The sequence below is a fragment of the Bacteroides sp. ET489 genome (assembly GCF_030518095.1).
GTDB lineage: Bacteria > Bacteroidota > Bacteroidia > Bacteroidales > Bacteroidaceae > Bacteroides > Bacteroides ndongoniae.
On sequence record NZ_JAULLJ010000006.1, the window covers coordinates 112,697 to 138,328 of the forward strand.

The window sequence follows — 25,632 nt, forward strand, 5'->3', positions numbered from 1 at the left end:
GGTTATATTATTTTAAAACAGCCGACTTAGGCTGTTGGTTCAACATTCTTCCACACTTTATTGTAGACATCTATATACTGCCGGGCAGTGCAGGATATCTCAAATTTCCGTGCAATAGACGCCACACGTCTTTTCAGCTCGCCATACAAAGACGAATCGGTAGCAAGCCGGACTATAATATCCGTAAGGGTGTCTACCGGCACTTTCCCGTCCTTCAGTTCGAACAGGGCTCCTGCCACTCCGCCGTCCGTATCGGTAATCATGTTCCGGATTTCTCCAACATCGCTGGCTATGATGGGGGCACCACTCATCAGGCTTTCGATAACTACCAGCGGAAAGCTTTCTCCCTTGAAGTATGAGGGAAGCAGTCCGGCATCGGACATGGCGAAATAATTGCGCACATATCCTTGCCTGCCCATCAGATGTATGAACGGAGGAAGATCCTGCTGCTTCAGCGCCTCATAACACTCGCCGTCTCCTACCAGAAGCAAATGAACCGGCCGTTGTATGGTTGCATTGGCCCGTTTCACAGCCTCTACCGCTTCCATCCAGCCTTTGTACAGGAAGCCGCGGCTCACCAGCGACAGGCAGAAAGCATCTTCCTCAATGCCCAGACTGGCCCGACTATAAGGCGACAAGGGAAGATAGGGCAGACCGTTGCCTATTTTCTTCAGCCGAATCTGCGACTGAACGTGCTTCAGCGGGAGCAGATTCTTATCTGCGATGTAAACAAAGCACGAACATACGGGGAGCACTGCTTTCAGAATCTTGTTCAGTTCCTCTTCCGGCACAGCTTCGTACATTCCGTGAAGGGTGACTACCTGTTTACACGGAAACGAACGGTTGCCGATGGCATTGGCCACCGCACTGTCGATGGTTCCGTGATGGGTATGGATGATGTCGGCACCCAGCATAGTCATCACGTTGCGAAGCTGTAAGACGTGCGGCAAAGCCAGCAAAGGCACATTCCGGTCCAGTTTCTGCCTGATTTCTTTTTCACCACGCTCTCCTCTGAAATCGACAAACGTCACGGCAATGCCCTGTCTCTTCAGCTCATTGGCCAGGTAGATGGGAAAGACCTCTCCTCCTCCCTGCACCATGGCATAAGTACAAATCAGCACATTGGGCTGTCTGCCCGCCATGCTTTCTTTTATCTTGTCCAAAGAATAAGCCTTCTCGACTTCTTCCACAGTGATACATTGCTTTTCAAGGCAATGTTGAATAAGATTTTTCTTTACCACCTCGAAAACTGCCGCATCGACTGCGTAGTTCCGGGCCACGAAACAGGAAATCTGCAACGTTTCCGTATAATAGTCCAGCGTCTTCTGAATCTTCAGCGACGTGCTTCCCGGATGAATTCTGTAATAATTGTTCACCCGATTGGTATAGCTTACAGCTCCGCCTTTAATCAGCCACAGGTAGAACAGCCAGTCGCCGCACAAGGACATCTGCTCCCATTGGGATATAATGTCAGCCGGAATGGTACCTATGTTCCGGAAGACGGCACTACTGACGTTGGGCACCACATTCTTGATAGCAAAAGCCTTGCTTACGAGCTTGTGGGCCGACATGATGAACGGCGCATTCCAGGCAACCGGCAAATCGGCCAGATACTCTTCCTGCGACCAGATCTGCTTTCCTTCCTGCATGAATACGCTTCGTGCAAACGACAGCATGACCGACTGATGGCGCAAGCCCTGAAGCACTGTTTCCAGAAAATTCCGGTCGCAATAGTCGTCGCTCTCGGCAATCCAGACAAACTCTCCCCTCGCCAGTTCCAGTCCTTTGTTCCACTGATGGAACACTTTGCCCGAATTGTGTTCATTGGCAACCAGGCGAGTATTTTCGGGACACTTCCGCGCATACTCTTTCAGCACCTCTACACTTCCGTCGGTCGAACAGTCGTCCAACAGAATCACTTCGAAGTGTCTGTACGTCTGATTATAAATGGAGTCCAACCGTTCTTTCAGATAGCGGACATGATTGTAGTTGGGCACGATGATGCTGACCAAAGGCGGCTTTTTCCAGGTCACCGGTACATCCAGTGCACCAAAGTCATTATCCCTGACATCAGGGACCACTCTTTTTGAAGATAAGAACTTTGTGGAATGAATAAATTTCAAATAATGCGTACGGGTAAAAGCATCTGTTTTTTCACGTTTAAACAGAGTCACTTTAAAGCACTTGCGTTTTTCAACAGAATACAAGCTGCTTCCCGTAATCCTCTTTTCATAAACCAAGGGCAACAGCTTATGCCGAAAAAGTTTTTTCAGTGTCATTTCAGTCATTTCACTTTACAGAAACAATACATTTTACATACAGGTAGGCTAAAACACAGCTTTCTTCGATTCACAGAATCCAACAAAGCTTTATATAAAAAAACAAACTACGCACGAATACTGCATCACGTTGCGTTAAGGTTTGTTATTTGCGACTGCATCACGACGACCGGTCTGTTCGGGCACACACGGGTTTCGAGACACTCTCTCCAATAGTTTATTTTGCAAACATAGTAAAAGTTCTCCTATGCCACAACTTTCGACCGAAAAATCAGTGAAAGACATGGATTTCTGAAGAAGATACGCTAACTTTGCTTCTGAAAACCAGATATCCCGTATAAACATGTCTCCCAAAGTCAGCGTCATCGTGCCCAACTACAATCATGCCCGCTACCTGAAAGCGCGCATCGACTCCATCCTGAACCAGACCTTTCAGGACTTCGAGCTGATTCTGCTGGACGACTGTTCGACCGACAACAGCGCCGAACTGCTGAACAACTGCCGCAACAACCCGCACGTAAGTCACATCGAACTGAACGAACAGAATAGCGGAAGCGCCTTCAGGCAATGGGAGAAAGGTATACAGCTGGCGCAGGGCAAATACATTTGGATAGCCGAGAGCGACGACAAGGCCGAAAACCGCTTTCTGGAACGCGCCGTCGAAGCTTTGGAGAAGCACCCCGAAGCCCAACTGTGTCTTACCGGGTCACATCTGATTGATACCTGCGGCAATCCACTGCACTCGTCCGAATTTGACCAATGGGATGAAGATGGACGGATCTACGAATACTCTTCCTTGCAATACCTGCGGAAAAAACTCCTCAACCAAAACACCGTTTACAATGCAAGCATGGTGCTCTTCCGTCGCAAGAATTGCCTGAAAGATATTACGCCAGCGTACAAAAAGATGCGTTATTGCGGCGACTGGCTGTTCTGGATAGAGCAGGCGCGGAAAGGAAACGTCGTCGAGATACACCAGAAACTAAACTTCTTCAGAAAACATCCCGACAATACGACCAATCAAGGAACCAGAGAAGGGAACTCCATTCCCGAAATGATAAGTATCAGGAAATACTTCTACCAGCATGTACTTCCACCTCAATGCTGCACGGATATCGTGATAGACAAGGCTCTGCTGTACGGGCACATCAAGCACCTGCCCATATCAGCCGAAAGAAGAAAAGAATTGCTATTATCGCTCAAAAAAGAGTTGAATATCAACTGGCTTGATTATCTTATTGGAAAGTGGATCCGGTCGCTACTGAAACACAAGAAGTCAGCGGACGCGCAAATACTTTAGCGTACAGCTAAGGCAATGTTCCAAGTGCTTCCAGCCGAACGGACGGCGCCAGAAAGCGTGCAGCAGATATCGTTTCCGCGAGTAACTGCTTCGTAAGGCATTGTGCAGAAAACGGTAGGACAAGTCTTCCGACGTACGCCGCCGCTCTTCCTCCGTCCAACGGACATCGGCCGTCCGTACGGGCAACAAGGGTTTCCACTTTGTGTCGTGCAGCTGCACCGTTGTCTCGTACCAGCGTCCGTCCAGATTGCCCGATGACAGATGTTCCACGGCAATGCCGCCACATACGTAGTTCGTGTATTTCCGCCCGACAGCCAGCGTAAAGTCCAAGTCATAGCAATGGAAGCCCTTCAGCACATCTTCGTCAAAAGGAAACTCCTCCCACACCTCGCGCCGCACCAACAGGGCAAAGCCGTCAAGTGTCACCACCGGCTCGAACGATAGAACTCCCTCTTGCAGCCTGCCACCTTGCACACAGCGAACACCGTTCTGTATGTACGAGCAACAATCCCATCCGGCATGGTTCTGCCACCAACCCGAATAAACATCCAACTTCACCTTGCTACCCGCAAAGCCTATCACACCACAGTCCGGACTGGCCAATCGTCCGATAAGTGCCCTCCCCCAATCCTGCTGATGAAAAACAACATCTTCATGCACAAAAAGCAGACAACGCCCCGATGCCCGACGCGCCCCTTCGTTGTAGACACGGGCTATCGGCCACCCAAGCTGACGATTGTCCACCGCCACCATTTCATACTCCACGCCAATGGTCTCGTCCACATTCTTGCACAAACGCTGCAAACGTTCCTGCGACACCGAACAAACGATTACTGATATCATATCCGACTTTGCTACATTTGACTTGAAAAACACAGTCCGTACCGTTACTCATTGACAAATGTACAACAAAGAATTGAGAAAAGACATGGATTTCTGAAAAAGATACGCTAACTTTGCTTCTGAAAACCAGATATCCCGTATAAACATGCCTCCCAAAGTCAGCGTCATCGTGCCCAACTACAATCATGCCCGCTACCTGAAAGCGCGCATCGACTCCATCCTGAACCAGACCTTTCAGGACTTCGAGCTGATTCTGCTGGACGACTGTTCGACCGACAACAGCGCCGAACTGCTGCAATCGTATGCCGACAATCCGCACATCAGTCACATCGTGCTGAACGACCGCAACACCGGCAGCCCCTTCCTGCAATGGCAGAAAGGCATCGGCCTGGCGCAAGGAGAATACGTCTGGATAGCCGAAAGCGACGACACAGCCCAACCCGACTTTCTGGCCACTACCGTAGCGGTACTCGACCGCCATCCGCAGGCCGCACTGTGCTACACCGGCTCGCGCCTCATCGACGAAGACGGAAACGACCTGCACCACGACATCAACCAATGGGGCAGCCGCAAACTAAATCTGCCCGAGAAACATTCCGTCATCGACGGACGACGGTTTGCCGCACGCAACCTGTACTGGCGCAACTACATAGCCAACGCCAGTGCCGTCCTTTCGCGCGCCGACCACCTGCGGCGCATCGACCTGCACGACTGCATCCGCATGCGCTACAGCGGCGACTGGCTCTTCTGGTTCCGCATGACGTTGACGGGCGACGTGGCCGAAGTCTACACCGACTTGAACAACTTCCGCCAACACACGCAGAAGGTGACCGTAAAGGCCGAACAAAACGGAGGCGGGAAAAAGGAAGACATCGACATCGTGGCCCAGATGGAGCAGCAACTCCCCGAAATAGGACGTTGCAAACGGGTCATACGCCACGGCATCCTCTACAACCGCATCGGCAGACTGCCCCTGACACCCGAAAGCAAGCACGAACTGCATGCCTACCTGAAGTCGAAGCTGAACGCCGGCCCCGCCGAAGGACGTCTGGCACACGTGGCCCAACTGCTGCGACTCGTCTGGCCGTGGGTGCCCGACATGAAGCGAGACAGAGTCTGATTATCAGCCATCTACAAACGCACTAAAAAGTGCCGCGAGCCGTGCAAGTGTTGCTCGTGAGCCGTACAAGTGTTGCTCGCGAGCCACACAAGTGTCTCTCACGAGCCGTGCAAGTGTCTCTCATAAGCCGCACAAGTGTCCTCTAAAACCGCCCCAGAACGGCCCAAAACGAAGCCAAAGCCGGGCGAAACAAAAATATTAACTTTTTTTTGGCAAATATTAGGTTGTAAACAAAAAAAACATGTAACTTTGCAACCTAAACCTAAACATCTAAAAATTAACGCCTAATGTCTCTTCAAAACAAACATGCTTATTTAATCATCGCACACAATGAGTACCCCGTGCTGAGGACCTTGCTGTCGATGCTCGACGATGAGCGTAACGACATCTACCTCTACATCGACCGGCGCTCGCGCAACCTGCGAAAAAGCATGCATCATTACGAACTGAGCAGAGCCAAGCTCTACATCATCCCCAATCCCATCAAGCTGTATTGGGGTGACATCAGCTTGGTCGAAGCCGAATTTACCCTGCTGGAAACAGCTTCCGCAAACGGTAAATACGCCTATTACCACCTGCTTTCGGGGGTGGACCTGCCACTGAAAAACCAGAACTACATCCACGACTTCTTCGACCGCCACGCCGGACAGGAATTTGTGGAATACTGGCACAGCCCCGAACACCAGAAAGACCTCGAACGGAAAGTCTCGCGCTACTACCTCTTCACCAAGAGTCTGCGCCCCAACGACCGCTGGCACGCTTTCACCATGCCTTTCTACAACTTTGTACTCATCCTGCAAAAGCTGCTCCACTTCCGCCGTAAGCACGAAGTCGGATTCCAGAAAGGCTCGCAGTGGTTCAGCATCACCAACGATTTCTGCCAATACCTGCTCAAGGAGAAAGCCTTCGTACTGAAACGCTTCAAATATACCCTGTGCCCCGACGAGATATTCATTCAGACCGTTCTGTGGAACTCCCCCTTCCGGAAAAACATCTACCGGCCCGAGGACGAAGCAGCCGGCAACATGCGCCTCATCGACTGGCACCGCGGAGGCCCCTACGTGTGGAAGAAGCGCGACTACGACGAACTGGTACAGTCCGACAAGCTTTTTGCCCGCAAGTTCAGTTCCGACCAGATGGAGCTGGTGAACCACCTGGAAGCCACCTTCGCCTGCTGAACACCGTGAAGGCCTTCCGGCCTTCGCGACAAACAACCGCCTAAAACTGACCGACGAATGAAACAATACGATTACCTGATTGTAGGAAGCGGACTCTTCGGAGCCGTCTTTGCCCACGAAGCCCACAAGGCCGGAAAACGCTGTCTGGTGATAGAGAAACGCCCACACACGGGCGGAAACATCTACTGCGAGGAAGTGGCAGGCATCAACGTGCACAAGTATGGCGCCCACATCTTCCATACCGACAACAAGGAAGTGTGGCAATACGTCAATCGCCTGGTCGAGTTCAACCGATACACCAACTCCCCCGTAGCCAACTATCAAGGGAAGCTCTACAACCTTCCCTTCAACATGAACACCTTCTACCAGCTGTGGGGAGTACGCACACCTGCCGAAGCACAAGCCAAACTGCAGGAACAGTGCGCCGCCTATGCCCACATCAGCCAGCCCCGCAATCTGGAGGAGCAGGCCCTCAGACTGTGTGGCAACGACATCTACCAATATTTAGTGAAAGGATATACCGAAAAGCAATGGGGATGTGCCGCTACCGAACTGCCGGCCTTCATCATCAAGCGGCTTCCTTTCCGCTTCACTTTCGACAACAATTACTTCAACGATCCCTATCAGGGCATTCCTTACGGAGGCTACAACCGCCTCATCGGGTTACTGCTCGAAGGCGTCGAAGTACGTACAGGCATCGACTATCTGGAACACCGAGCCGAACTTTCCGCACTGGTTTACCGTACCCTCTACACCGGATGCATTGATGCTTACTTCGACTATGCCTGCGGACACTTGGAGTACCGCAGCCTGCGCTTCGAACACAAACTGCTGGAGGGCGTCGCCAACTTCCAAGGAAACGCCGTGGTCAACTATACCGACCGCGAAACGCCCTACACACGCATCATCGAGCACAAGCATTTCGAGTTCGGCCAACAGCCCGATACCGTCATCACCTACGAGTACCCCGACAGTTATGCGCCCGGCAAAGAACCTTATTATCCCGTCAACACCTCGGCCAACAACGAAATCTTTGCCCGCTATCAGTCCATGGCCCGACAAACCCCCGACGTGCTGTTCGGCGGTCGCCTGGCCCAATACACTTACGCCGACATGGACGATACCATCGCTGCGGCACTGAGTCTGTGGCGCAGCCAGCAATAAGCAGCTCTACTCGTTCCGGTCCAATTTCATCTTCCTGAAGAAGTCGGGAATGGTATTGTCTACATAGATAAAACCATCTTTGCACAGACGGTCGTACACAGGCGTACCGATCACACGGCCATACTCCATCTCCAGCTTACCTTCCTTGTACATCTGGTAAAAGTAACGCCAATGGCATCCACCATGCTTACTGGGGTTCTGTTCAAGCTGCTTGCCTCCGTTGATCATTTTCTCCATGAAGTGACGCTTGCCACGGATGTTGTAATGATAGACGTGTACTTTTCCCAGTTCCGAACGGCGGGGAAACATGGTTACCTTGTGGTTGCCCATCGAAATCTGCAGGTAACACTTGGTACGGTGAATCACCTTCTTGTTCTGGTGGTCGAACAGCGAATAGAGCGACAGGTCATACTGTTCGGGTTGCGGAACGGTCTTTACCATCTTGTTCCACTGCCAGAAAGGCTTGTCTTCTTCCGGATAGACACTGCGCACCTCGCACTTCAGCACATTGGAGTGGGTAGCCGACAAATCATTCTTCAGGTTACCCGAAGGTGAGTACCACAACTCATCGGCATCGGCATTGATCACCCAGTCGGCCTTGTACACCGTCTTTGCTTTCCATATCATGCGATCCACCCATACTTTCTGCTTGTAGTTGGTAGCCTTTTCCCAGATGACTTCCTTTACCCAGCCTTTCTCCTGATACTTGCGGATGATGTCCGGCGTACGGTCGGTAGAATTGTTATCGGTAATGATGAAACAATCTACTCCCATGGCTTTATGAAACAGAAGATTGTCTTCCAGTACGTCTTCCTCGTTCTTCACCAGCAGCGTCATCACCAGCCGCGGCGAAGGTGTCAGCCGGAAGCCTCCGAAGCTCTCGGCAAGAGCCAGTCCTACCTTTTTCAGAAAATACATGCTCATAGTCTATCAGATTTGTTAATTAATCGCCACTTTCACCCAGCCTGCCGGATAGATGTTCGGTGTCTCGCAATGCTGGAACCAGCGGTTCGGAACAATCACAATCTTATCTTCGTGCGGGTCGAGCCAGGCTCCCCACCAGCTGAAAGTACTGTTGCAGATGATGTGGTGGCGGCAATGGCTCATCAGCATCATGTCTTGCCAGCTTTCTTCTCCCTTGTTCCAGTCGATGTAAACGGCATTCTGCAAAGGGATGTTCTCCTTCACCCAGGCTATATCGTCGGAGAATACATAATACGAAGGTGCAGCCACCCTGCGGTTCATCTCGGCTATAGCATTCTGATAATAGGGAAGCTGACAGACACTGCCTGTAGTGGCCCAGTGTTGCGGTTGCAGATAGTCGCCCCGACGGATGTGCAGCGAAACGGCATTCGCATCGGCATCCAGCCGGCGAAGCAATTCGGCACTGCGGGCGTTCACCTTGCTACTGTCGAAGGTAAAAGCCTTGCGCACCTCATCCTTTATATCGGCAAAGAAGCGCTCGGACTGATAAAAGCCTTTGAAATAGAGCAGCGGCCACAGGTATTTCTTTTCGAATGCCCGCAGACTGTTGGGGTCCTGCTTGCGCTCGTATATCTTCTTAAAGAACAGAAACTCAATCACCTTTTTCAACGGTTGGTTGATGCAGAATTCCGTATGCGGCAGATTGAAGACGCGATGCATCTCGTAACCATGATGAACATGATAGTGCACCATGTCCGAAAGGTCAATGCGCACCCTGGGATAGCGCTTCTTCATTCGCAAATAAAAGGCGTAGATAAACATCTGGTTACCCAGTCCGCCTGTCATTTTTATCAGTCTCATAACTGTCTGCTTCTATTATATATGTATAATTGGTTCTGTTTGCCATACTACCTGTTCATAATCCCCAGACGCTCGTGCAGTCCGTCGCAATAGGCTTTCCACAGGCGGGCAATGTCGCCCCACTGCCAGGCATCGGAGAAGGGGCAGGTGAAGAACGCCACCAGTATATAGCCTATCACTCCGTTGAAACCACGAAGATACCTGACGGCCCAGTTGCGTCCGTAGTGATGGTTCAGGTACGTGGAATTGCGCACCTGGTAGTATCGTTTCCATTTCTTTTTCTTGCTGCGTTCGCTCCACGTGTCGTTCGAGAAGAACTTTTCCTTATCCATCAGGGCCGAGGGTACGTAGAGTATCTTGAATCCTGCCAACACAGTGCGAAGGCAATAGTCGGTATCGTCGCAGAAGATAAAAAGCTCCTTGTTGGGCAACCCGATTTTTTCGATCACTTCCCGGCGGATAAAGGGGCCTTCGAAAGCTGTACCTTTCACCTCGGTAGGAGCGGTTATGGTCTGCTTCGACAGTTTCTTGCCGTACATCGAAGAAAAAGGATTGGTCAGGTTGTATTCCTGAAAATCGTGGGTGAAGATTTTTCCCTCCATCAAGCGGCGGGGCGCCAGAATACCTACGTCTTTTCGCCCGGCTTCGGCCAGAAGATGTTCCAGACAGTCGGCCCGCGGAAATACATCATCGTCCATGCACCACACCCAGTCGGCTCCTTGCTGATATGCGCGTTGCATGCCGGTATAAAAACCGCCCGAGCCTCCTACGTTGGACTGATGGATGACGGTCAGGTCGCTCTGCTGGTCGAGCCATGCGGCAGTGCCGTCGGTGCTGCCGTTGTTTACCACTATGATAGAAGTAAGCGGCTTGTTCTGCCGCAAACAATGAATGTTTCTCTTCAGGAGTTCCTGACGGTTGTACGTCACGACCACAGCGATAATGTTCATAGCAGATTCTTGTTTTAAAGGATTCTTGTTTAATAGAGTTCTCCTCCCTTTTCGGTCTGAAGCCGCCGGTAGTAGGAAATCAACTGAAAGCATTTCTCGGCATCGAAGCCCCGCACCTTGGCATATTCTTCGGCCATCAGGCGGTGCATCTCCGGAGTAGCGGGCAAGCGTTCGAAGTTACGGCATCCGCGCCGCAGGCCGATGTGCCCGATGTACATACGGTTCAAGTCGACTATCTCTATCTTGGCCGAACCGTCGGACATGGGGCGGAACAGAATGTTGCCGCGGCCATAGTCTTTGTGGGCATATCCGTTTTCGTGCAGAATGGCAGTCACCCGTCCGATTTCGCGCAACACTTTCTCTTCGCACTCGAATTTCTGCACAAAAAGATCGGAATATACGTAAGGACAGTCGGACAGACAGCTGACGTAGTAACTCTTGTCAAACAACAGCCCCTGACGCTGGTCCATACTTCCGACGGGCTGTGGGGTGCCTACTCCCAGCTTCAGGAACGCATCGGCATAAAGAAAAGAACGTTTGGCCTTGGAAGCGCGAAACACGCCATAAATCACACGGTTGAGCCAATTGGGCTGATGAAAAGACTTCACCACATAGGTGACTCCTCCGTATTCCATACGACGCAGTTCGTTCCGCCCTCTGTGTATCACCACGCCTTCGTTCCGACGAAAGCGCATAGGCAACGACAATATAAACGGCTCCAGACTTTTATAGTCCGGATGAATGGTCAATACCCTCGGATGAAGAAAACGATATAGAGCGGAAACCTTCCCCTTATCTTTTATCATAATGAATGTACCTAAGCTTATAGACAAAGTGTTGCCTCACAGCATCCAAGACAACGGAATTCGCGGCAAATATAGGCATTATTTGACAGACTTCCAAAAAACACATTGCCTGCCCGACCACACAATTTCAATATGGAAGCCGAAGGAACTGAATTTTACCGGAAGAAAAGGCTGACTCCTGCTGAGAGACACTTGCATTCCATTTGTGGGACACTTGCACGGCTCGCGAGCCGTGCAAGTGTTGTTCGCGAGCCGTACAAGTGTCCTACAAACGGGGTTCAAAGGAGGCGTTTCACCCCTTTCCGCCGCCTCTTTTCCCATTCTCTATCTCTGGGAATTTTCTTCAGCAAGCGATAAAGGCATGAAACCGGTTTCGGAACATGCCGAAAAAGGTGCAACCTTCCGGCTTCAGATTTTATCCAGTCCTTTCGCATATTTCAGCCAATAATACTTCAAAGGATTCTTATACTTCAACTGTTTCCAGGGACGGCTGCTGTGAGGACGGTGCCACACGGGAAGCGTCGTGAACAGATAGTTGCGGAACCCTTCCTTCTGCGACTGGTGCGAGATGGTGACATCGTGCCAGTTCTTCTCCGGGTCGAGCTGGTGGAAGTCGAAAGTCCGCAGAAAGTTGACTGTCAGCAGCGAGCAGCAGAAGCTGCAATGCTTCTTTTCGGGGTATACCTGATTCTCGTTTCCTTTGGCAAACAGGTAGGGATAGTTTATCTCGCCTTTCTCATCAACGGTGACGGCGGCAGCTATACCACAGTCCGTGCGCTCCTGCGCGCCGTCGAACAGAGCCTGAAGCGTATTCTTCTTCACCACCACGTCCGACTCAACGATAATCAGCGCGGCATCTTCGGCAATGGCGCGCTCCTGCGCCATCTGAAGCACCAGCAGATAGTTGGGCGAAGGATGGTCAGTCAGGTCCGAGAGGTTCACCAGATTGAACCCCATCTTCTTCGAGGCCTCCTGCAGCCGGGCAGTATTTTCGGCCGTGCTGAAATCGTTGTAGATGGTATATGCGTAAGGCACTTTGATGTCCGATGCCACGATGGCTTCGGCCGTCTGTAAGGTCAGGTCAATGGAGTCCTTTACCGGAGTAATCACATGAATGCATTTCATACGTTCTATTTTTATCGTCTATTTGTCCGTCGATGCCATAGGGCAGACAAAACTATGTAATATTTTGCAAATGTCCAAACCCCGTCTGTATTTTGTGCTCCATACGCAAGAACCGCACCCGGCTCATCCAAGATCCGCTATCAACGCCACAACCGGAACTCCACATCCTCGAACGTAATGCAGTCCGCAGGATCGGCTTCATTGTAGAGGGTACCCTCCATCCGCCCGGTGACAACCGGGAATGACGTCATTGCAGCATCTTTATAATCTACATCGTCCACCTGCAACAGGAACGGATGCTCCGGAGAGCAGCAATAGGTCCTTCCGCTATCCGCAAAAGTCAAACTGATGTATGGTACCCGCTCCGCATTGGCATCCACCAACTTCGACGAAGTCAACTCAAACGATCCTGTTCCCATCGGTCCCCATTGCAGATGCATGGTTGCCCAAGGCTCATCGCGATAATCGGCTGCAAACCTGATAAGCCATCCGGTGATGTCAATATGCTGATACGAGTCCTGCGGGATATAGAGTAAAGGATCTATCCGGACATCATAATAAGAGTCTTGCCTGATGTTTATCAAGCTGTCATTCATCATTCCCACAAAATAGCTCTTTGTGTAAGGCAACGCTCCGGGCAAGGAGTCCTCATCATGTCCGTTGCCGCAAGCGGCAAGGCAAAGCAACAGGGCAGCCAACAGGGTGGCAGGAAAAAACTTCAGTTTCATAATAGTACAGTTTAAACAGTTATACAATTATTTCATACCATTTTCAAATTTGACGTTACGAAGATGAGCGGAATAAACCAGATAATCGCTAAAAAAGAGTACGCAAAAAGTACGCATTTAACTTGCGTACTTTTTGCGTACCCCTTAGAACAACCAACTTATCTATTGTTTTTCAAACATTTACCTATGTTTACTTATAAACTTTGAACAAGTTGGTCACATTGTTTAGAAGACCCTTTTGTTCCGGACAGCTTTGTGTAAAGCCGTGAACGAACAGACGAAATATCCTGTTTGGAACTAATCATAATGGTTGCCATTTGAGTAGGTGTAACACCTATTTTGATCAATAGACAAATATGCAGTTCCTTTTCTGAAATCTGAGGATATAACTCTTTCAACCGTGTAGTGAAACCGCCATACGTTTCATCCACTTGTTCCTGTAATTCTTGCCAATCTTCAATCTTAAGCAACTGGGATTTTTCTTTACTGTTGGCTACTGCCTGAAACTTATTATAGATGTTCGTCATATATAAACCTGCTTCAACCTTCCGCTGTATTTCTTGCATCTCTTCAATTCGCCGATTGTCTTTCTCAATCTGTTCTTTTTGAACCAGCAATAAATTCCGATGTAGCAAGTCTTTGTCCTTTACTGCATTTTCCAATTGCCAAGACAATTCTTCAATCCTTTTTTTGTTTTCTTCTATTTGTTCTTGGCTATATTGCTTCAGTTTTTCTTGTTGACGTTTCAATTTTTCCTGTTGAAGCAACATAGTCTGTTCCTTTCGTTTGTTTTTTTGCCAAAAGACAGCAAAGAATAACAAAACTATCAACGTCAAAGACAACGATAAGAACAGCAGAAATTTTCTTTGAAGCTCTTTACTTTTCAACTCTTTATTCTCTTGTTCATACTTTTTATAATTATACAAAGCATCAATCTTATTCATAGTCTCCGTACGGATGATATTCTGCAAAGAATCCTTATAAAGGACATGCTGTTGCAATAAAGACCAAGCTTTAGCATCATTTCCTTGCCGATGAGCGATATTGGCAAGGCTCTCATAAGCTCCAGCCTTATGGAGAAGCGAATTGGAAACTAGTTCTTTTTCATAATAATAAGCAGCTGAGTCTAACCGGTTGGTACAATAATAATAACGTGCCATATTTGCATAAAAAGGAGGCAACCCAAGACTGTCTATTGTTGTTCTTCCTATCTGCAACATTTCATAAGCCTCAGCATACTTACCCAACTTAATACAAAACCCCGCAAACTCACGGTAAAGCATATTCCGTAACACATCATTTTTTATTTGTTGAGCCACTGCAATCGCACGACGGTAATACCAATCTGCACTGTCTTGCCGTTCCACTGCCGCAAAAGACCGCCCAATATCCCGCAAGTCGAAAACAAGGTTGGCACTGTCTTTCAGTATCAAGTCACATTGATAAGCCTTACGGAGCACACCAGGCAATTCGTCGTAAAGTTCTTGATAGAAGAATAATGTTCCCATCTGGCTGTAGATGCGGCTCAGCAGATTGTAATCCGTCAGCTCCTCGCGCTCCATGACGTCGATGGCACGCTGGTAGTACTCCAACGCCCGTGGAGCATCCTTCAAGTCGCTATAAGTGCGGCCGGCATAGTAGAGGGCTTCGGGCAAGTGGGTCTTGTCGCGCTGCTCCCGATAGTAGCGCACTATGGAGAGGATCAAGCTGTCCGAAGTGTGCGTGACGTAAACCTTGTCGTCGGCCTTCACACGAAGCAGGTTGTAGTACATCCGGACACGTTCCGGGCAGTGACCGATGCTGTCGACCCACGTGCCCAACACAGCTTTCATACTGTCCGGACGAACGTTCAACAGAGAGTCGGCCTGCTGCAACAGGCGGACGCTGTCGCGGTCGGCACCACAGGAAGCCAACAGGACGACAACAAAAAGGATGATATAGCAAGCGGGGTGTTTCATATTGTGCGTCTTTTTTTTTCCGTTTTCAAAGCACAAAGATACGCTTGTTCGAAATAAGATGCTATAAAAAGAAAGAATAGTATCGCCAAATCATGGATATTCACAAATATAGCCGTACCTTTGCCGCCCCATAAAGAGAGAGAAAAAAGGTCTGGAATAGAACGACCTAGCATAGAGAAGTCAATGAATGAAAAAAGCTTAAAACCGCGCTTCGCAAAAATGCCCGACTGGAAAAGCGCGTGGAACCGTACAGCTATCGTTTTTGCAGCTGGACTGTTCCTGAAACTCACCCTTTTCGATGCCATCTGGTGCATGGACACTACTTTCGCATCGTTTTCGTACCTGGAAACCTACCTTTCCAAGTTGTTCATCGCTACGTTGCTACTGCTCCCCTACATCCTGTTCAGGAGGAAAGGGATAGAAAGTGTCATCCTGTTCTGCCTCGACAGCCTGCTTATCTGCAACCTGCTCTATTTCCGAACGTACTACACACACATCCCGCTGAGCAGCTACGGACTGGCCGGCAACCTGGCCGACTTTACCGCAAGCGTCAGAGATTCGTTCAGAATGATAGACATTCTGTTGCCCCTGTCATCCGTCGTCACCATCTTCATAGCGCTCCGCAGGCCAGACCGAAAGGGAATCAGCCTCGTCCGAAGACTTCCCGGATACTTTGCCGTATTGGTTGGAACCGCCGCGCTGAACGCCGTCTGCTTAGGTGTCAAAGGTGGATTCCATCAAGCTTTCAACGCCGTGCGACAATCGTCTTACCTGTGTTCAAGCAGCGCACCGATGTTCACCGTATTCGGTTGCATGTACTACGACCTGACGGAACAGCAACAGAAAATCACCCCCGAAATAGAGCAACGCATCGAAAGCTGGCTTGACGCACAGCCCGCATGGACGCCCCTGCCCGACTCGATAGAGACACGCCGCAACTGCATCCTGATTCTGGCCGAATCGTTCGAAAGCTGGGTGCTGGAGCAGGAAGTGGACGGACAGGAAATCACGCCCTGCCTCAACCGCCTGCTGAAGGAGCCGACTACCCTCTACGCTCCTCACGTGCTCACCCAAGTGAAAGGCGGACGCTCCATCGACGCCCAACTGATGATCAATGCCGGCATGCTGCCCCTCAACTCGGGTGCATACAGCAGCCTGTTTGCCGATAACCATTACGCCACCCTGCCCAAAGCCATGCACGAGCTAAAGCACTCGCGCAACTATCTGCTGACCATCGACAAGGTATCGACCTGGAATCAGGGAGCCATTGCCTACAGCTTCGGGCTGGACACCATCATCGCCTATCACGACTTCCGCAAAGCCGAAGCCTTCGGCACCCACAAGCGCATCGGCGACGTGCCTTTCTTCGAGCAGTGCAGCGAGAAAATCAGCGATGGCGAAATATGGAAGCAGGGCGAAACGGTCTTCATGCAGTTCGTCACCTACTCCGGCCACGCACCGTTCGTGCTGCCCCGTCACTTGCAGGAAATCAGTTTCTCCGACTCCATCCCCGAGAAAGCGGCCGACTACATGAAGACGGCCCGCTATACGGACAAGGCCCTCGGGCAGTTCATCGACTTCCTGAAGTCGCGCCCTGAGTATAAGGAAACACTTATCGTCATCACCGGCGACCACGAGGGACTCGCTTTCTACCGCAACGAGCTGTGCCAGGCGCCTGCCATGCAGGGCATTGTTTCCGACAAGCCCTATACGCCCCTCATCATACTCAACTCGCCCGTAGGCATGCGCTACGAGGACGTGATGGGACAGATAGACATTTATCCCACCCTGCTCCAGCTGCTGGGACTCGAACGCTATCCGTGGAAAGGCATGGGGCAGAGCATCCTGTCGCCGGCGAAGCGGGGACTTGCCGTTGGCTCGCATCTGAACGTCGAAGGCGACGCCTCCGACAGCCTGACCCTGCACCACTTGCAAGAGGCTCACGACATAGCCGACCTGATGCTGCGCTTCGACTACCTGAAGGACATGCCCGGCACGGACGAAGGCAAACAAAACAGACCCTAAACACGTTATACAACAGATGTAGCCACGGCTTACGGCCCTGCTACACAACGACCCGAACGGTGAAAGCCGTCCGATACATGCACAGAAAAACAGAGAAGAAAATGAAAGTAATTGTCGATAACAAGATTCCCTTCATCAGGGAGGCCATCGGACAGATAGCCAACGAAGTTGTCTATCTGCCCGGCAAAGAATTCACGCCGGAAGCCGTCCGCGACGCCGACGCACTGATCATACGTACCCGAACCCAGTGCAACCGCCGACTGCTCGAAGGCAGCCGCGTGCGCTTCATCGCCACGGCCACCATCGGGTTCGACCACATTGACACCGAATACTGCCGACAGGCGGACATCGCCTGGACCAACGCCCCGGGATGCAACTCGGCCTCCGTAGCCCAGTATCTGCAATCCACCCTCCTGCTGCTGCAACAGCACAGACCCGACCGCCCGCTGAACGGACTGACGCTCGGCATTGTCGGCGCGGGCAACGTAGGCAGCAAAGTGGCGGAAGTTGGAAAAAGATTAGGTATGAAAGTGCTGCTCAACGACCTGCCGCGCGAAGAACGCGAAGGTCACGACGGATTCGCCTCGCTGGCACAACTGGCAGCCGAGTGCGACGTCATCAGCTTTCACGTGCCCCTGTATAAAGAAGGAAAATACAAGACCCTGCACCTGGCCGATGCCGCCTTCTTCGGCTCGCTGCAACGCCAACCGGTCATCATCAATACATCGCGCGGAGAAGTGATCGAAACCGAAGCCCTGCTTCGTGCCCTCGACAGCGGACAAATAGCCGATGCCGTCATCGACGTGTGGGAAAACGAACCCGACATCAACCTGGAGCTGCTCGGCAAAGTGTTCATCGGCACGCCCCACATTGCCGGCTACTCGGCCGACGGAAAGGCCAACGCCACCCGCATGTCGCTCGACGCCCTTTGCCGCTTCTTCCACCTGCAGGCCCAATACACCATCGAGCCGCCACAGCCCGCCACACCCGTCATCACGGCCGGCAGTCTGACCGAAGCCGCCCTGCAGATGTACGACCCGCGACGCGACTGCGACGCGCTACGCCAACACCCCGAACGTTTCGAACAGCTGCGGGGCGACTATCCGCTACGCCGCGAACGGAGGGCCTTCACCCTCGTCACGCCACAGCAGTACCAGCTATTCTGATTCCGGCTACAGGCTATCCGCACCGTTTCCACCAGTGGTAACCGCCGTAACCACTTGCGGGAACCGCGTTCCCCACTTGTGGGAACGGCAGTTCCCGCAAGTGGAAACCGAAGGAAACACCCGCCGCACGGCTCAGCGCATCAGCTCACGCTCGATCACCTGCGGATAGTACTCGTACTCCAGCGCATGCACCTTGGTCGCCACGTCCTCAGCCGTATCGCCCGGCAACACCGGGCAACGGTACTGGGCAATGACTTCGCCCTCGTCGTAACGCTCGTTAATATAATGTATGGTGATTCCACTCTCCGTCTCGCCGGCAGCCACCACGGCCTCGTGCACGCGGTCGCCGTACATACCTTTGCCCCCGAACTTGGGCAGCAACGAAGGGTGAATGTTGACAATCTTGTTGGGATAGGCCCGAAGCAGACAATCGGGGACGCGTGCCAGGAAACCCGCCAGCACCACAAAGTCAATGCCCTGCTCGCGAAGCAGCGCAAGCACCGGCTCGCCGTCCGCCCAGTCCTCCTTGCCGAAATAAGCACACGGAACGTCCAGTTTGCGCGCACGTTCCAACACAAAAGCCTGCCGGCGGTTCGTCAGCACCAGCTTCACTCTCACCTCTTCGCTACCTTGGAAATAGCGGATAATATTCTCGGCATTCGTACCATTGCCGGATGCAAAAATTGCGATGTTTTTCCCCATATTTTTCTCAATCTGTGCACAAAACCGTGAAAATTGTGCAAAAATCTGCATTTTGTTCGCCAAATATTTGTTAGAAACGATAAATATTCATTCCTTTGCCCCGCAAAATTAAAGAAATAAAACTAATTATTAATTAAAAACTTAAAGTTATGTCTGAAATTGCATCAAGAGTAAAAGCGATTATCGTCGATAAATTAGGCGTTGAAGAATCAGAAGTTACTAACGAAGCTAGCTTCACTAACGATCTTGGAGCAGACTCTCTTGACACTGTAGAACTTATCATGGAATTCGAGAAAGAATTCGGTATCTCTATCCCCGACGACCAGGCTGAGAAGATTGCTACTGTCGGCGATGCTGTATCTTACATCGAAGAACACGCTAAGTAATTTTAATCCGTTCATTTCTTAGTATGGAATTAAAAAGAGTTGTAGTAACAGGTCTCGGCGCCATTACTCCCATTGGCAACAACGTCCAGGAATTCTGGGACAACCTTGTGAATGGGGTTAGTGGAGCTGGACCTATTACTCATTTCGACGCATCCCTTTTCAAGACCCAATTTGCATGCGAAGTAAAGAACTTCAATGCAAACGACTATATCGACCGCAAGGAAGCCCGCAAAATGGACTTATACACACAATATGCCATCGCTGTAGCCAAACAAGCCGTAGGCGACTCCGGTCTTGATGTCGAAAATGAGGATTTAAACAGAATCGGCGTCATCTTTGGTGCCGGTATCGGTGGAATCCGTACCTTCGAAGAAGAAGCAGGCAACTATGCCATCAACGGCAAGGAAAACGGTCCCAAGTTCAGTCCGTTCTTCATCCCCAAGATGATCTCGGACATCGCAGCCGGACAAATTTCCATCCTGTACGGTTTCCATGGTCCCAACTACGCAACCTGCTCGGCATGTGCCACCTCTACCAATGCCATTGCCGATGCATTCAACCTCATCCGTCTGGGTAAGGCCAATGCCATCGTCACCGGAGGTTCCGAAGCTGCCATCGCCGCTTGCGGTGTAGGCGGATTCAACGCCATGCATGCATTATCCACGCGTAACGATTCACCCGAAACAGCCTCACGTCCCTTCAGCGCAAGCCGCGACGGTTTCGTCATGGGTGAAGGCGGCGGCTGTCTGGTTCTCGAAGAACTGGAACACGCCAAGGCACGCGGTGCAAAAATCTATGCAGAAGTGGGCGGCGTAGGAATGTCTGCCGACGCTTATCACCTCACCGCTTCCCACCCCGAAGGACTGGGAGCCAAGCTCGTGATGAGAAATGCGTTGGAAGATGCAGGTATGCAGCCTGAAGAAGTAGATTACATCAACGTACACGGTACTTCTACTCCCGTGGGAGACATCTCGGAAGTGAAAGCTATCCAGGAAGTATTCGGAAAACATGCCTACGAGCTGAACATCAGTTCGACCAAGTCCATGACAGGACACCTGCTGGGTGCTGCCGGAGCGGTAGAAGCCATCGCAAGCATCCTGGCCATCAAGAACGGCATCGTTCCCCCGACCATCAACCACGAAGAAGGCGATAACGACGAAAACATCGACTATGACCTGAACTTCACCTTCAACAAAGCACAGAAGCGCGAAGTCAACGTAGCCCTGTCCAACACATTCGGATTCGGCGGTCATAACGCGTGTGTCATCTTCAAGAAATACGCAGAATAATTCGCCGTGTTACGCAATCAAATAGACAAGATAAGGCTCCTGTTCCACAAAGACAGGAAGTCTTATCTTTGTTTTTATAAGATATTGGGATTCTATCCCCGCAACATCCAGGTTTATCAGCAGGCGTTGCTGCATAAATCCACTTCACTGCGCTCCGAAAAAGGCCGCCCCCTGAACAACGAACGGCTTGAATTCCTCGGCGACGCCATCCTCGACGCCATTGTGGGCGACATCGTTTACCGCCACTTCGAAGGCCGGCGCGAAGGATTCCTCACCAATACCCGCTCGAAAATCGTGCAACGCGACACGCTGAACAAGCTCGCCGTCGAAATCGGATTAGACAAACTGGTAAAGTCCTCCACACGCTCGTCGTCGCACAACAGCTACATGTATGGCAATGCTTTCGAAGCCTTCATCGGCGCCATCTATTTAGACCAGGGCTACGAAAGATGCAAGGAATTCATGGAAAACAAGATTCTGAAAAACTATATCGACCTTGACAAGATGTCGCGCAAGGAAGTCAACTTCAAGTCGAAGCTGATAGAATGGAGCCAGAAGAACAAGGTGGCCGTCTCGTTCGAACTCATCGAACAGTTCCTCGACAAGGACTACAACCCCATGTTCCACACCGAAGTCCGCATCCTGGGCCTCTCGGCAGGGAAGGGAACGGGATATTCCAAAAAAGAATCGCAGCAGAATGCCGCACAGATCGCACTGAAGAAAATCAAGAACGACCGGCAGTTCATGGAGAGCATCCAAGCGCTCAAGGCACAAGCCATGGCCGAAGCATCCGCCCCCGCCGACGAGCCTCTGCCCGCTGCAACCGAAGACGAACAGCCGTCTGACACCTGTCCTGCCGCCGAACCGCAAACCATCATCGAAACAGAGATTACCGTCGAAACGGAAATCGACACGACCGACGCAGACACCATCATCAGCCTGCGCACGGAATCTTCCTCCGACACGCCCTCACAGAAAGCATGAAACGAGGCCATAAGCCTCGTTCCACACCTCCTCGACGGGATAAGTTCCATCGTTGCCTCTTCTCATCCGAAGCACACGCCCATCCGCCGGCCCTGCACAACCAAATCGTGGTCTTCGGTCACCAACTTCAGCTTGCCGGCTATCTCTTCCAGCGGTGCCGACGATATTTCGTTGCCCTTCAGCGTAATCATGCGCCCGAACTGGCCGTTGGCTATCAGTTCCGTGGCATGGCCTCCCATGCGGGTGGACAGGTTGCGGTCGAACGGTGTGGGCGACCCTCCCCGCTGTATGTAGCCCAGCACGGTTTCGCGCGTTTCGATACCCGTCTCGTATTCAATTTCCTGGGCGATGTATTCGCCTGCCCGCTTGCGTCCGTCCGTCTGAATGCCTTCGGCCACTACCACAATCGAGTACGGCTTTCCCTTTTTCAGCCGGTTCAGAATCGTATCGCCCACATTATGGATGCTGTACGGTATCTCGGGTATCAGAATGACATCGCCGCCTCCTGCCATGCCCGAATAGAGGGCTATCCAGCCGGCTCTGTGCCCCATTACTTCGATCACCATCACGCGTTTGTGCGAACTGGCCGTAGAGTGCAGACGGTCGATTGCTTCGGTAGCTATGCTGACAGCCGAGTCGAAGCCGAATGAGAAGTCTGTTCCCCAGATGTCGTTATCGATTGTTTTGGGGATGGAAACGATGTTCAGCCCCATAGCCGCCAGTTTGGCAGCAGTCTTCTGCGTTCCGTTTCCTCCGATGCAAACCAGACAATCCAAGCCCAGTTCACTAACATTCCTGAGGATCAGTGAAGGCTTGTCGACGTCCGATATAATGCCGCCGCGTTTGAAAGGCTTCTCGCGCGAAGTACCCAGCATGGTTCCGCCCAGATTGAGCAGCCCCGACAGAGATTGTTCCGTCAGCGTTTCCACATCTTTTGTCAGCAGTCCCTGAAAACCGCTGTGAATACCGATCACCTCCATTGCATAGTGATTGATGGCTGTCTTGCATACACCACGAATCGTAGCATTGATGCCGGGACAGTCGCCTCCCGAGGTCAGAATTCCAATCTTCATAACGTATTAGTTTAAATTTCCTTTCTTTTCATCTATATGGACGTAAAGGTAGAAAAAAAACAGAAAAAAGATAGAGAAGACGATAAATAAGATTATTTTTGCGCCTTGAAAATCTGATCTCAACAAGAACGATGAATATTACTAATTTACTGAATAAGATATATTTCACTCCTCGCTATAAAGAGATTGAGCTCTATGCAAACCGTGCCGAAGAACTACAGCAACGAGTGTTGCAGCGGTTGTTGCACAAAGCCGCCGGCACCGAATGGGGAAAGAAATACGACTATGCCTCCATCCGTACTTACGAAGATTTCAAGAAAAGACTTCCCATACAGACCTACGAAGAGATAAAGCCCTACGTGGAACGACTGAGAGCCGGAGAACAGAACCTGCTTTGGCCAAGCGAAATACGTTGGTTTGCCAAATCGTCGGGCACTACAAACGACAAGAGCAAATTCCTGCCTGTCAGCCGCGAGTCGCTGAAAGACACGCACTACCGCGGAGGCACCGACGCCGTGGCACTGTATCTGCAACAGAATCCCCAAAGCCGCTTCTTTACGGGAAAGGGACTGATACTGGGCGGAAGTCACGCACCCAACCTGAATACCAACCATAGCCTGGTGGGCGACCTCTCGGCCATCCTGATGGAAAACCTCAACCCGCTGGTCAACTACATCCGTGTGCCGAGCAAGCAGACGGCACTGATGGAGCACTTCGGGCCCAAAATGGAGGCTATCGCACGCGAAACCATCCATGCCAACGTCACCAACCTGTCCGGCGTTCCCTCGTGGATGCTGGTGCTCATCAAGCACATTCTGGAGAAGACGGGCAAGCAAAGCCTCGAAGAAGTGTGGCCCAACCTGGAAGTATTCTTCCACGGCGGAGTGGCCTTCACGCCCTACCGCGAACAATACAAGGAAGTCATCCGCAGCCCCCGCATGCACTATGTGGAGACTTACAACGCCTCCGAAGGCTACTTCGGCACCCAGAGCGACCCCGCCGACCCGTCGCTGCTGCTGATGATAGACTATGGCATCTTCTACGAATTCATCCCCTTGGAAGACGTAGGCAAGGAACAGCCGCGCGTTTATAGCCTGACGGAAGTGGAACTGGGCAAGAACTACGCCATGGTCATCTCCACTTCGGCCGGTCTCTGGCGTTACATGATAGGGGACACCGTGAAGTTTACGTCCAAGAATCCTTATAAGTTTGTCATTACCGGCCGCACCAAACACTTCATCAATGCCTTTGGCGAGGAACTCATCGTGGACAACGCCGAGAAAGGTCTGGCCCGCGCCTGTGCCGAGACGGGTGCCCGCATCACCGATTACTCCGCCGCACCGGTCTTCATGGACGAGCATGCCAAGTGCCGCCACCAGTGGCTCATCGAGTTTGCCCAGATGCCGGACAGTCTGGAGAAGTTTGCCCGCATCCTGGACGACACCCTGAAAGAAGTCAACTCCGACTACGAAGCCAAACGCCAGAACAACCTGGCTCTGCAACCGCTGGAAGTCATCGTGGCCCGACAAGGCCTCTTCCACGACTGGCTGGATCAGAAAGGCAAGCTGGGCGGACAGCACAAGATTCCTCGCCTGAGCAATACACGCGAGTATATAGAAGAGATGCTGAAGCTGAACCAGTAACAAGGAGCCTCTCAAAATCATTATACAATAATCCCCCCGCCCAGCAGCAACCCCTCGGCATCGTAAAAGGCAGCTGCCTGCCCCGAGGCAATGGCTTCGAGCGGCTCCAGCAAATCGACACGGAGCAGACCTCCATCAGCTGCCGACACCCGGCAGCGATTGGCCTGCTTACGGTAGCGTATCTTCACAATGACCTCCGCACCGCCCGTCACACGGGCCTCGTCCACGAGGTTCCAATCCTTCAGCAACATCTCCGTCCGATAGAGCGAGGCGAGTGGTGCCAGCACCACTTCGTTCCGTTCGCGGCGTATTTCCTTCACGTAAACCGCGCGGTTCAGGTGGATGCCCAGTCCGCGCCGCTGGCCTACGGTGTAGAAGGGATAGCCCTCGTGCCACCCTAAGAAATCGCCCTTTTCATCGAGAAACCGTCCCCGTCCGGGCAAGGCCGAGGAGGGCAGTTCGCGTCGCAGGAAGGCACGGTAGTCGCCCGGGCAGAAACAGACACCCAGACTGTCCTTCTTTTCCGCCACACGCTCGAAGCCCCGGCGGGCAGCATAGGCACGGGCTTCGGCTTTCGTCAGGTCGCCCATGGGCAAAAGCATGCGCCGCAGGATGTCCTGCTTCAGTCCCCAGAGGAAGAAAGACTGGTCCTTGTCGGGGTCGGCGGCGGGAGCGAGGTAGAACTTCCCCTCGCGGCAGACCTTGCGCACATAGTGACCCGTGGCAATGTAAGGGATGCTTAGCTCATCGGCCATCTGTGCCAGCAGAGGCCACTTCAGCAGATTGTTACACAAGGTGCAGGGCACAGGAGTGCGGGCAGCCAGATACTCGTCGGTGAAGTAGCGGACAATGCGGCGGCGGAACTCGTCGCGCACGTCGCGCACGCAATGGCGGATGCCCAACCGAGCAGCCAGTTGCCGGGCATCGTCCAAGTGCGCTTCGCCGCCCTCCGCCTCGTAGAAGCGGAAGGTCACCCCTACTACCTCGTAGCCAGCCTCCTGTAGGAGCATGGCGGCCACGGAGCTGTCCGTCCCGCCACTCATGCCCAGTAATACTTGTTCCTTCATTATTCTATCGTTATTCAACGGTTGTTCCATCAAAACTCCTCGGTTTTCTTGTCAAAACGCC

General features: G+C 51.8%; 22 protein-coding genes. 10 read left to right on the plus strand and 12 right to left on the minus strand.

Annotated features, from left to right (window positions below; genetic code table 11):
* Nucleotides 1-26: 26 nt before the first annotated feature.
* Nucleotides 27-2,081: a glycosyltransferase gene (locus Q3C19_RS05230; RefSeq protein WP_302727668.1), complete on the minus strand. Its 2,055-nt coding sequence runs from the start codon at nucleotides 2,079-2,081 to the stop codon at nucleotides 27-29.
* 541 nt (nucleotides 2,082-2,622) lie between these two features.
* On the opposite strand from Q3C19_RS05230, the gene Q3C19_RS05235 reads away from it, so the two are divergent.
* The gene (locus tag Q3C19_RS05235; RefSeq protein ID WP_302727670.1) at nucleotides 2,623-3,579 is read left to right on the plus strand and encodes a glycosyltransferase; all 957 of its coding nucleotides are present in this window, start codon (nucleotides 2,623-2,625) and stop codon (nucleotides 3,577-3,579) included.
* On the opposite strand, the gene Q3C19_RS05240 is transcribed toward Q3C19_RS05235, so the two are convergent.
* Nucleotides 3,556-4,422: a glycosyltransferase gene (locus tag Q3C19_RS05240; protein ID WP_071148361.1), complete on the minus strand. Its 867-nt coding sequence runs from the start codon at nucleotides 4,420-4,422 to the stop codon at nucleotides 3,556-3,558. The two genes, Q3C19_RS05235 and Q3C19_RS05240, sit on opposite strands and share 24 nt — an antisense overlap.
* Nucleotides 4,423-4,567: 145 nt before the next feature.
* Between Q3C19_RS05240 and Q3C19_RS05245 the strand changes: the two genes are divergently transcribed.
* From Q3C19_RS05245 to glf, 3 genes are all read left to right on the plus strand, one after another.
* Nucleotides 4,568-5,542 carry a glycosyltransferase family A protein gene (locus tag Q3C19_RS05245; RefSeq protein WP_302727672.1) on the plus strand — a complete coding sequence of 325 codons (975 nt, stop codon included), beginning with the start codon at nucleotides 4,568-4,570 and terminating at the stop codon, nucleotides 5,540-5,542.
* A 287-nt stretch (nucleotides 5,543-5,829) separates the two neighbouring features.
* A complete protein-coding gene (locus tag Q3C19_RS05250; RefSeq protein WP_071148359.1) occupies nucleotides 5,830-6,720 on the plus strand; it encodes a beta-1,6-N-acetylglucosaminyltransferase in 891 nt (296 codons plus the stop codon).
* A 57-nt stretch (nucleotides 6,721-6,777) separates the two neighbouring features.
* Nucleotides 6,778-7,884: a UDP-galactopyranose mutase gene (gene glf / locus Q3C19_RS05255; protein WP_302727676.1), complete on the plus strand. Its 1,107-nt coding sequence runs from the start codon at nucleotides 6,778-6,780 to the stop codon at nucleotides 7,882-7,884.
* 6 nt (nucleotides 7,885-7,890) lie between these two features.
* On the opposite strand, the gene Q3C19_RS05260 is transcribed toward glf, so the two are convergent.
* The 7 genes from Q3C19_RS05260 to Q3C19_RS05290 form a co-directional block, all read right to left on the minus strand.
* Nucleotides 7,891-8,808: a glycosyltransferase family 2 protein gene (locus Q3C19_RS05260; RefSeq protein WP_302727678.1), complete on the minus strand. Its 918-nt coding sequence runs from the start codon at nucleotides 8,806-8,808 to the stop codon at nucleotides 7,891-7,893.
* Between the two features lie 15 nt (nucleotides 8,809-8,823).
* Entirely contained in the window at nucleotides 8,824-9,669 is an 846-nt protein-coding gene (locus Q3C19_RS05265; RefSeq protein ID WP_302727680.1) for an alpha-1,2-fucosyltransferase, read from the minus strand.
* A 47-nt stretch (nucleotides 9,670-9,716) separates the two neighbouring features.
* Nucleotides 9,717-10,619, minus strand: a complete 903-nt coding sequence (locus Q3C19_RS05270; protein WP_071148355.1) for a glycosyltransferase family 2 protein — start codon at nucleotides 10,617-10,619, stop codon at nucleotides 9,717-9,719.
* Between the two features lie 29 nt (nucleotides 10,620-10,648).
* A complete protein-coding gene (locus tag Q3C19_RS05275; protein WP_071148354.1) occupies nucleotides 10,649-11,425 on the minus strand; it encodes a lipopolysaccharide kinase InaA family protein in 777 nt (258 codons plus the stop codon).
* Between the two features lie 408 nt (nucleotides 11,426-11,833).
* Nucleotides 11,834-12,550: a glycosyltransferase family 2 protein gene (locus Q3C19_RS05280; RefSeq protein WP_302727685.1), complete on the minus strand. Its 717-nt coding sequence runs from the start codon at nucleotides 12,548-12,550 to the stop codon at nucleotides 11,834-11,836.
* Nucleotides 12,551-12,690: 140 nt separating this feature from the next.
* The gene (locus tag Q3C19_RS05285; RefSeq protein ID WP_302727687.1) at nucleotides 12,691-13,278 is read right to left on the minus strand and encodes a DUF5025 domain-containing protein; all 588 of its coding nucleotides are present in this window, start codon (nucleotides 13,276-13,278) and stop codon (nucleotides 12,691-12,693) included.
* A 194-nt stretch (nucleotides 13,279-13,472) separates the two neighbouring features.
* A complete protein-coding gene (locus Q3C19_RS05290; RefSeq protein ID WP_302727689.1) occupies nucleotides 13,473-15,110 on the minus strand; it encodes a hypothetical protein in 1,638 nt (545 codons plus the stop codon).
* 309 nt (nucleotides 15,111-15,419) lie between these two features.
* On the opposite strand from Q3C19_RS05290, the gene Q3C19_RS05295 reads away from it, so the two are divergent.
* Nucleotides 15,420-17,261: an LTA synthase family protein gene (locus tag Q3C19_RS05295; RefSeq protein ID WP_302727691.1), complete on the plus strand. Its 1,842-nt coding sequence runs from the start codon at nucleotides 15,420-15,422 to the stop codon at nucleotides 17,259-17,261.
* Nucleotides 17,262-17,362: 101 nt separating this feature from the next.
* The gene (pdxB, locus tag Q3C19_RS05300) at nucleotides 17,363-18,427 is read left to right on the plus strand and encodes a 4-phosphoerythronate dehydrogenase PdxB (protein WP_302727693.1); all 1,065 of its coding nucleotides are present in this window, start codon (nucleotides 17,363-17,365) and stop codon (nucleotides 18,425-18,427) included.
* A gap of 132 nt (nucleotides 18,428-18,559) precedes the next feature.
* Here the strand turns inward: pdxB and Q3C19_RS05305 are convergent, their stop codons facing one another.
* A complete protein-coding gene (locus Q3C19_RS05305) occupies nucleotides 18,560-19,180 on the minus strand; it encodes a phosphoribosylglycinamide formyltransferase (RefSeq protein WP_302727695.1) in 621 nt (206 codons plus the stop codon).
* A gap of 98 nt (nucleotides 19,181-19,278) precedes the next feature.
* On the opposite strand from Q3C19_RS05305, the gene Q3C19_RS05310 reads away from it, so the two are divergent.
* The 3 genes from Q3C19_RS05310 to rnc are packed head-to-tail and all read left to right on the plus strand — an operon-like array spanning nucleotide 19,279 to nucleotide 21,788.
* On the plus strand, nucleotides 19,279-19,515 hold the full coding sequence (locus Q3C19_RS05310) for an acyl carrier protein (protein WP_021846803.1): 237 nt from the start codon (nucleotides 19,279-19,281) through the stop codon (nucleotides 19,513-19,515).
* 23 nt (nucleotides 19,516-19,538) lie between these two features.
* Nucleotides 19,539-20,804: a beta-ketoacyl-ACP synthase II gene (fabF, locus tag Q3C19_RS05315; protein WP_302727700.1), complete on the plus strand. Its 1,266-nt coding sequence runs from the start codon at nucleotides 19,539-19,541 to the stop codon at nucleotides 20,802-20,804.
* Between the two features lie 6 nt (nucleotides 20,805-20,810).
* Nucleotides 20,811-21,788 (plus strand): ribonuclease III, encoded by a 978-nt coding sequence (gene rnc / locus Q3C19_RS05320; protein ID WP_302727702.1) that lies wholly within the window; start codon nucleotides 20,811-20,813, stop codon nucleotides 21,786-21,788.
* Nucleotides 21,789-21,850: 62 nt separating this feature from the next.
* Here the strand turns inward: rnc and Q3C19_RS05325 are convergent, their stop codons facing one another.
* Nucleotides 21,851-22,861, minus strand: coding sequence for an ATP-dependent 6-phosphofructokinase (locus Q3C19_RS05325; RefSeq protein WP_302727704.1), 1,011 nt, complete (start codon nucleotides 22,859-22,861; stop codon nucleotides 21,851-21,853).
* A 131-nt stretch (nucleotides 22,862-22,992) separates the two neighbouring features.
* Between Q3C19_RS05325 and Q3C19_RS05330 the strand changes: the two genes are divergently transcribed.
* Complete coding sequence (locus Q3C19_RS05330) at nucleotides 22,993-24,504, plus strand: GH3 auxin-responsive promoter family protein (RefSeq protein WP_302727706.1); 1,512 nt, start codon at nucleotides 22,993-22,995, stop codon at nucleotides 24,502-24,504.
* Between the two features lie 20 nt (nucleotides 24,505-24,524).
* On the opposite strand, the gene mnmA is transcribed toward Q3C19_RS05330, so the two are convergent.
* Nucleotides 24,525-25,571, minus strand: a complete 1,047-nt coding sequence (gene mnmA / locus Q3C19_RS05335) for a tRNA 2-thiouridine(34) synthase MnmA (protein WP_302727708.1) — start codon at nucleotides 25,569-25,571, stop codon at nucleotides 24,525-24,527.
* Nucleotides 25,572-25,632 lie beyond the last annotated feature (61 nt).

Bases quoted from the DNA above. Each gene is read 5' to 3' on its own strand.
- Q3C19_RS05235 (WP_302727670.1), top strand. From the start codon at position 2,623: ATGTCTCCCAAAGTCAGCGTCATCGTGCCCAACTACAATCATGCCCGC.
- Q3C19_RS05240 (WP_071148361.1), bottom strand. From the start codon at position 4,422: ATGATATCAGTAATCGTTTGTTCGGTGTCGCAGGAACGTTTGCAGCGT.
- Q3C19_RS05245 (WP_302727672.1), top strand. From the start codon at position 4,568: ATGCCTCCCAAAGTCAGCGTCATCGTGCCCAACTACAATCATGCCCGC.
- Q3C19_RS05250 (WP_071148359.1), top strand. From the start codon at position 5,830: ATGTCTCTTCAAAACAAACATGCTTATTTAATCATCGCACACAATGAG.
- glf (WP_302727676.1), top strand. From the start codon at position 6,778: ATGAAACAATACGATTACCTGATTGTAGGAAGCGGACTCTTCGGAGCC.
- Q3C19_RS05260 (WP_302727678.1), bottom strand. From the start codon at position 8,808: ATGAGCATGTATTTTCTGAAAAAGGTAGGACTGGCTCTTGCCGAGAGC.
- Q3C19_RS05265 (WP_302727680.1), bottom strand. From the start codon at position 9,669: ATGAGACTGATAAAAATGACAGGCGGACTGGGTAACCAGATGTTTATC.
- Q3C19_RS05270 (WP_071148355.1), bottom strand. From the start codon at position 10,619: ATGAACATTATCGCTGTGGTCGTGACGTACAACCGTCAGGAACTCCTG.
- Q3C19_RS05275 (WP_071148354.1), bottom strand. From the start codon at position 11,425: ATGATAAAAGATAAGGGGAAGGTTTCCGCTCTATATCGTTTTCTTCAT.
- Q3C19_RS05280 (WP_302727685.1), bottom strand. From the start codon at position 12,550: ATGAAATGCATTCATGTGATTACTCCGGTAAAGGACTCCATTGACCTG.
- Q3C19_RS05285 (WP_302727687.1), bottom strand. From the start codon at position 13,278: ATGAAACTGAAGTTTTTTCCTGCCACCCTGTTGGCTGCCCTGTTGCTT.
- Q3C19_RS05290 (WP_302727689.1), bottom strand. From the start codon at position 15,110: ATGAAAGCTGTGTTGGGCACGTGGGTCGACAGCATCGGTCACTGCCCG.
- Q3C19_RS05295 (WP_302727691.1), top strand. From the start codon at position 15,420: ATGAATGAAAAAAGCTTAAAACCGCGCTTCGCAAAAATGCCCGACTGG.
- pdxB (WP_302727693.1), top strand. From the start codon at position 17,363: ATGAAAGTAATTGTCGATAACAAGATTCCCTTCATCAGGGAGGCCATC.
- Q3C19_RS05305 (WP_302727695.1), bottom strand. From the start codon at position 19,180: ATGCAGATTTTTGCACAATTTTCACGGTTTTGTGCACAGATTGAGAAA.
- Q3C19_RS05310 (WP_021846803.1), top strand. From the start codon at position 19,279: ATGTCTGAAATTGCATCAAGAGTAAAAGCGATTATCGTCGATAAATTA.
- fabF (WP_302727700.1), top strand. From the start codon at position 19,539: ATGGAATTAAAAAGAGTTGTAGTAACAGGTCTCGGCGCCATTACTCCC.
- Q3C19_RS05325 (WP_302727704.1), bottom strand. From the start codon at position 22,861: ATGAAGATTGGAATTCTGACCTCGGGAGGCGACTGTCCCGGCATCAAT.
- Q3C19_RS05330 (WP_302727706.1), top strand. From the start codon at position 22,993: ATGAATATTACTAATTTACTGAATAAGATATATTTCACTCCTCGCTAT.
- mnmA (WP_302727708.1), bottom strand. From the start codon at position 25,571: ATGAAGGAACAAGTATTACTGGGCATGAGTGGCGGGACGGACAGCTCC.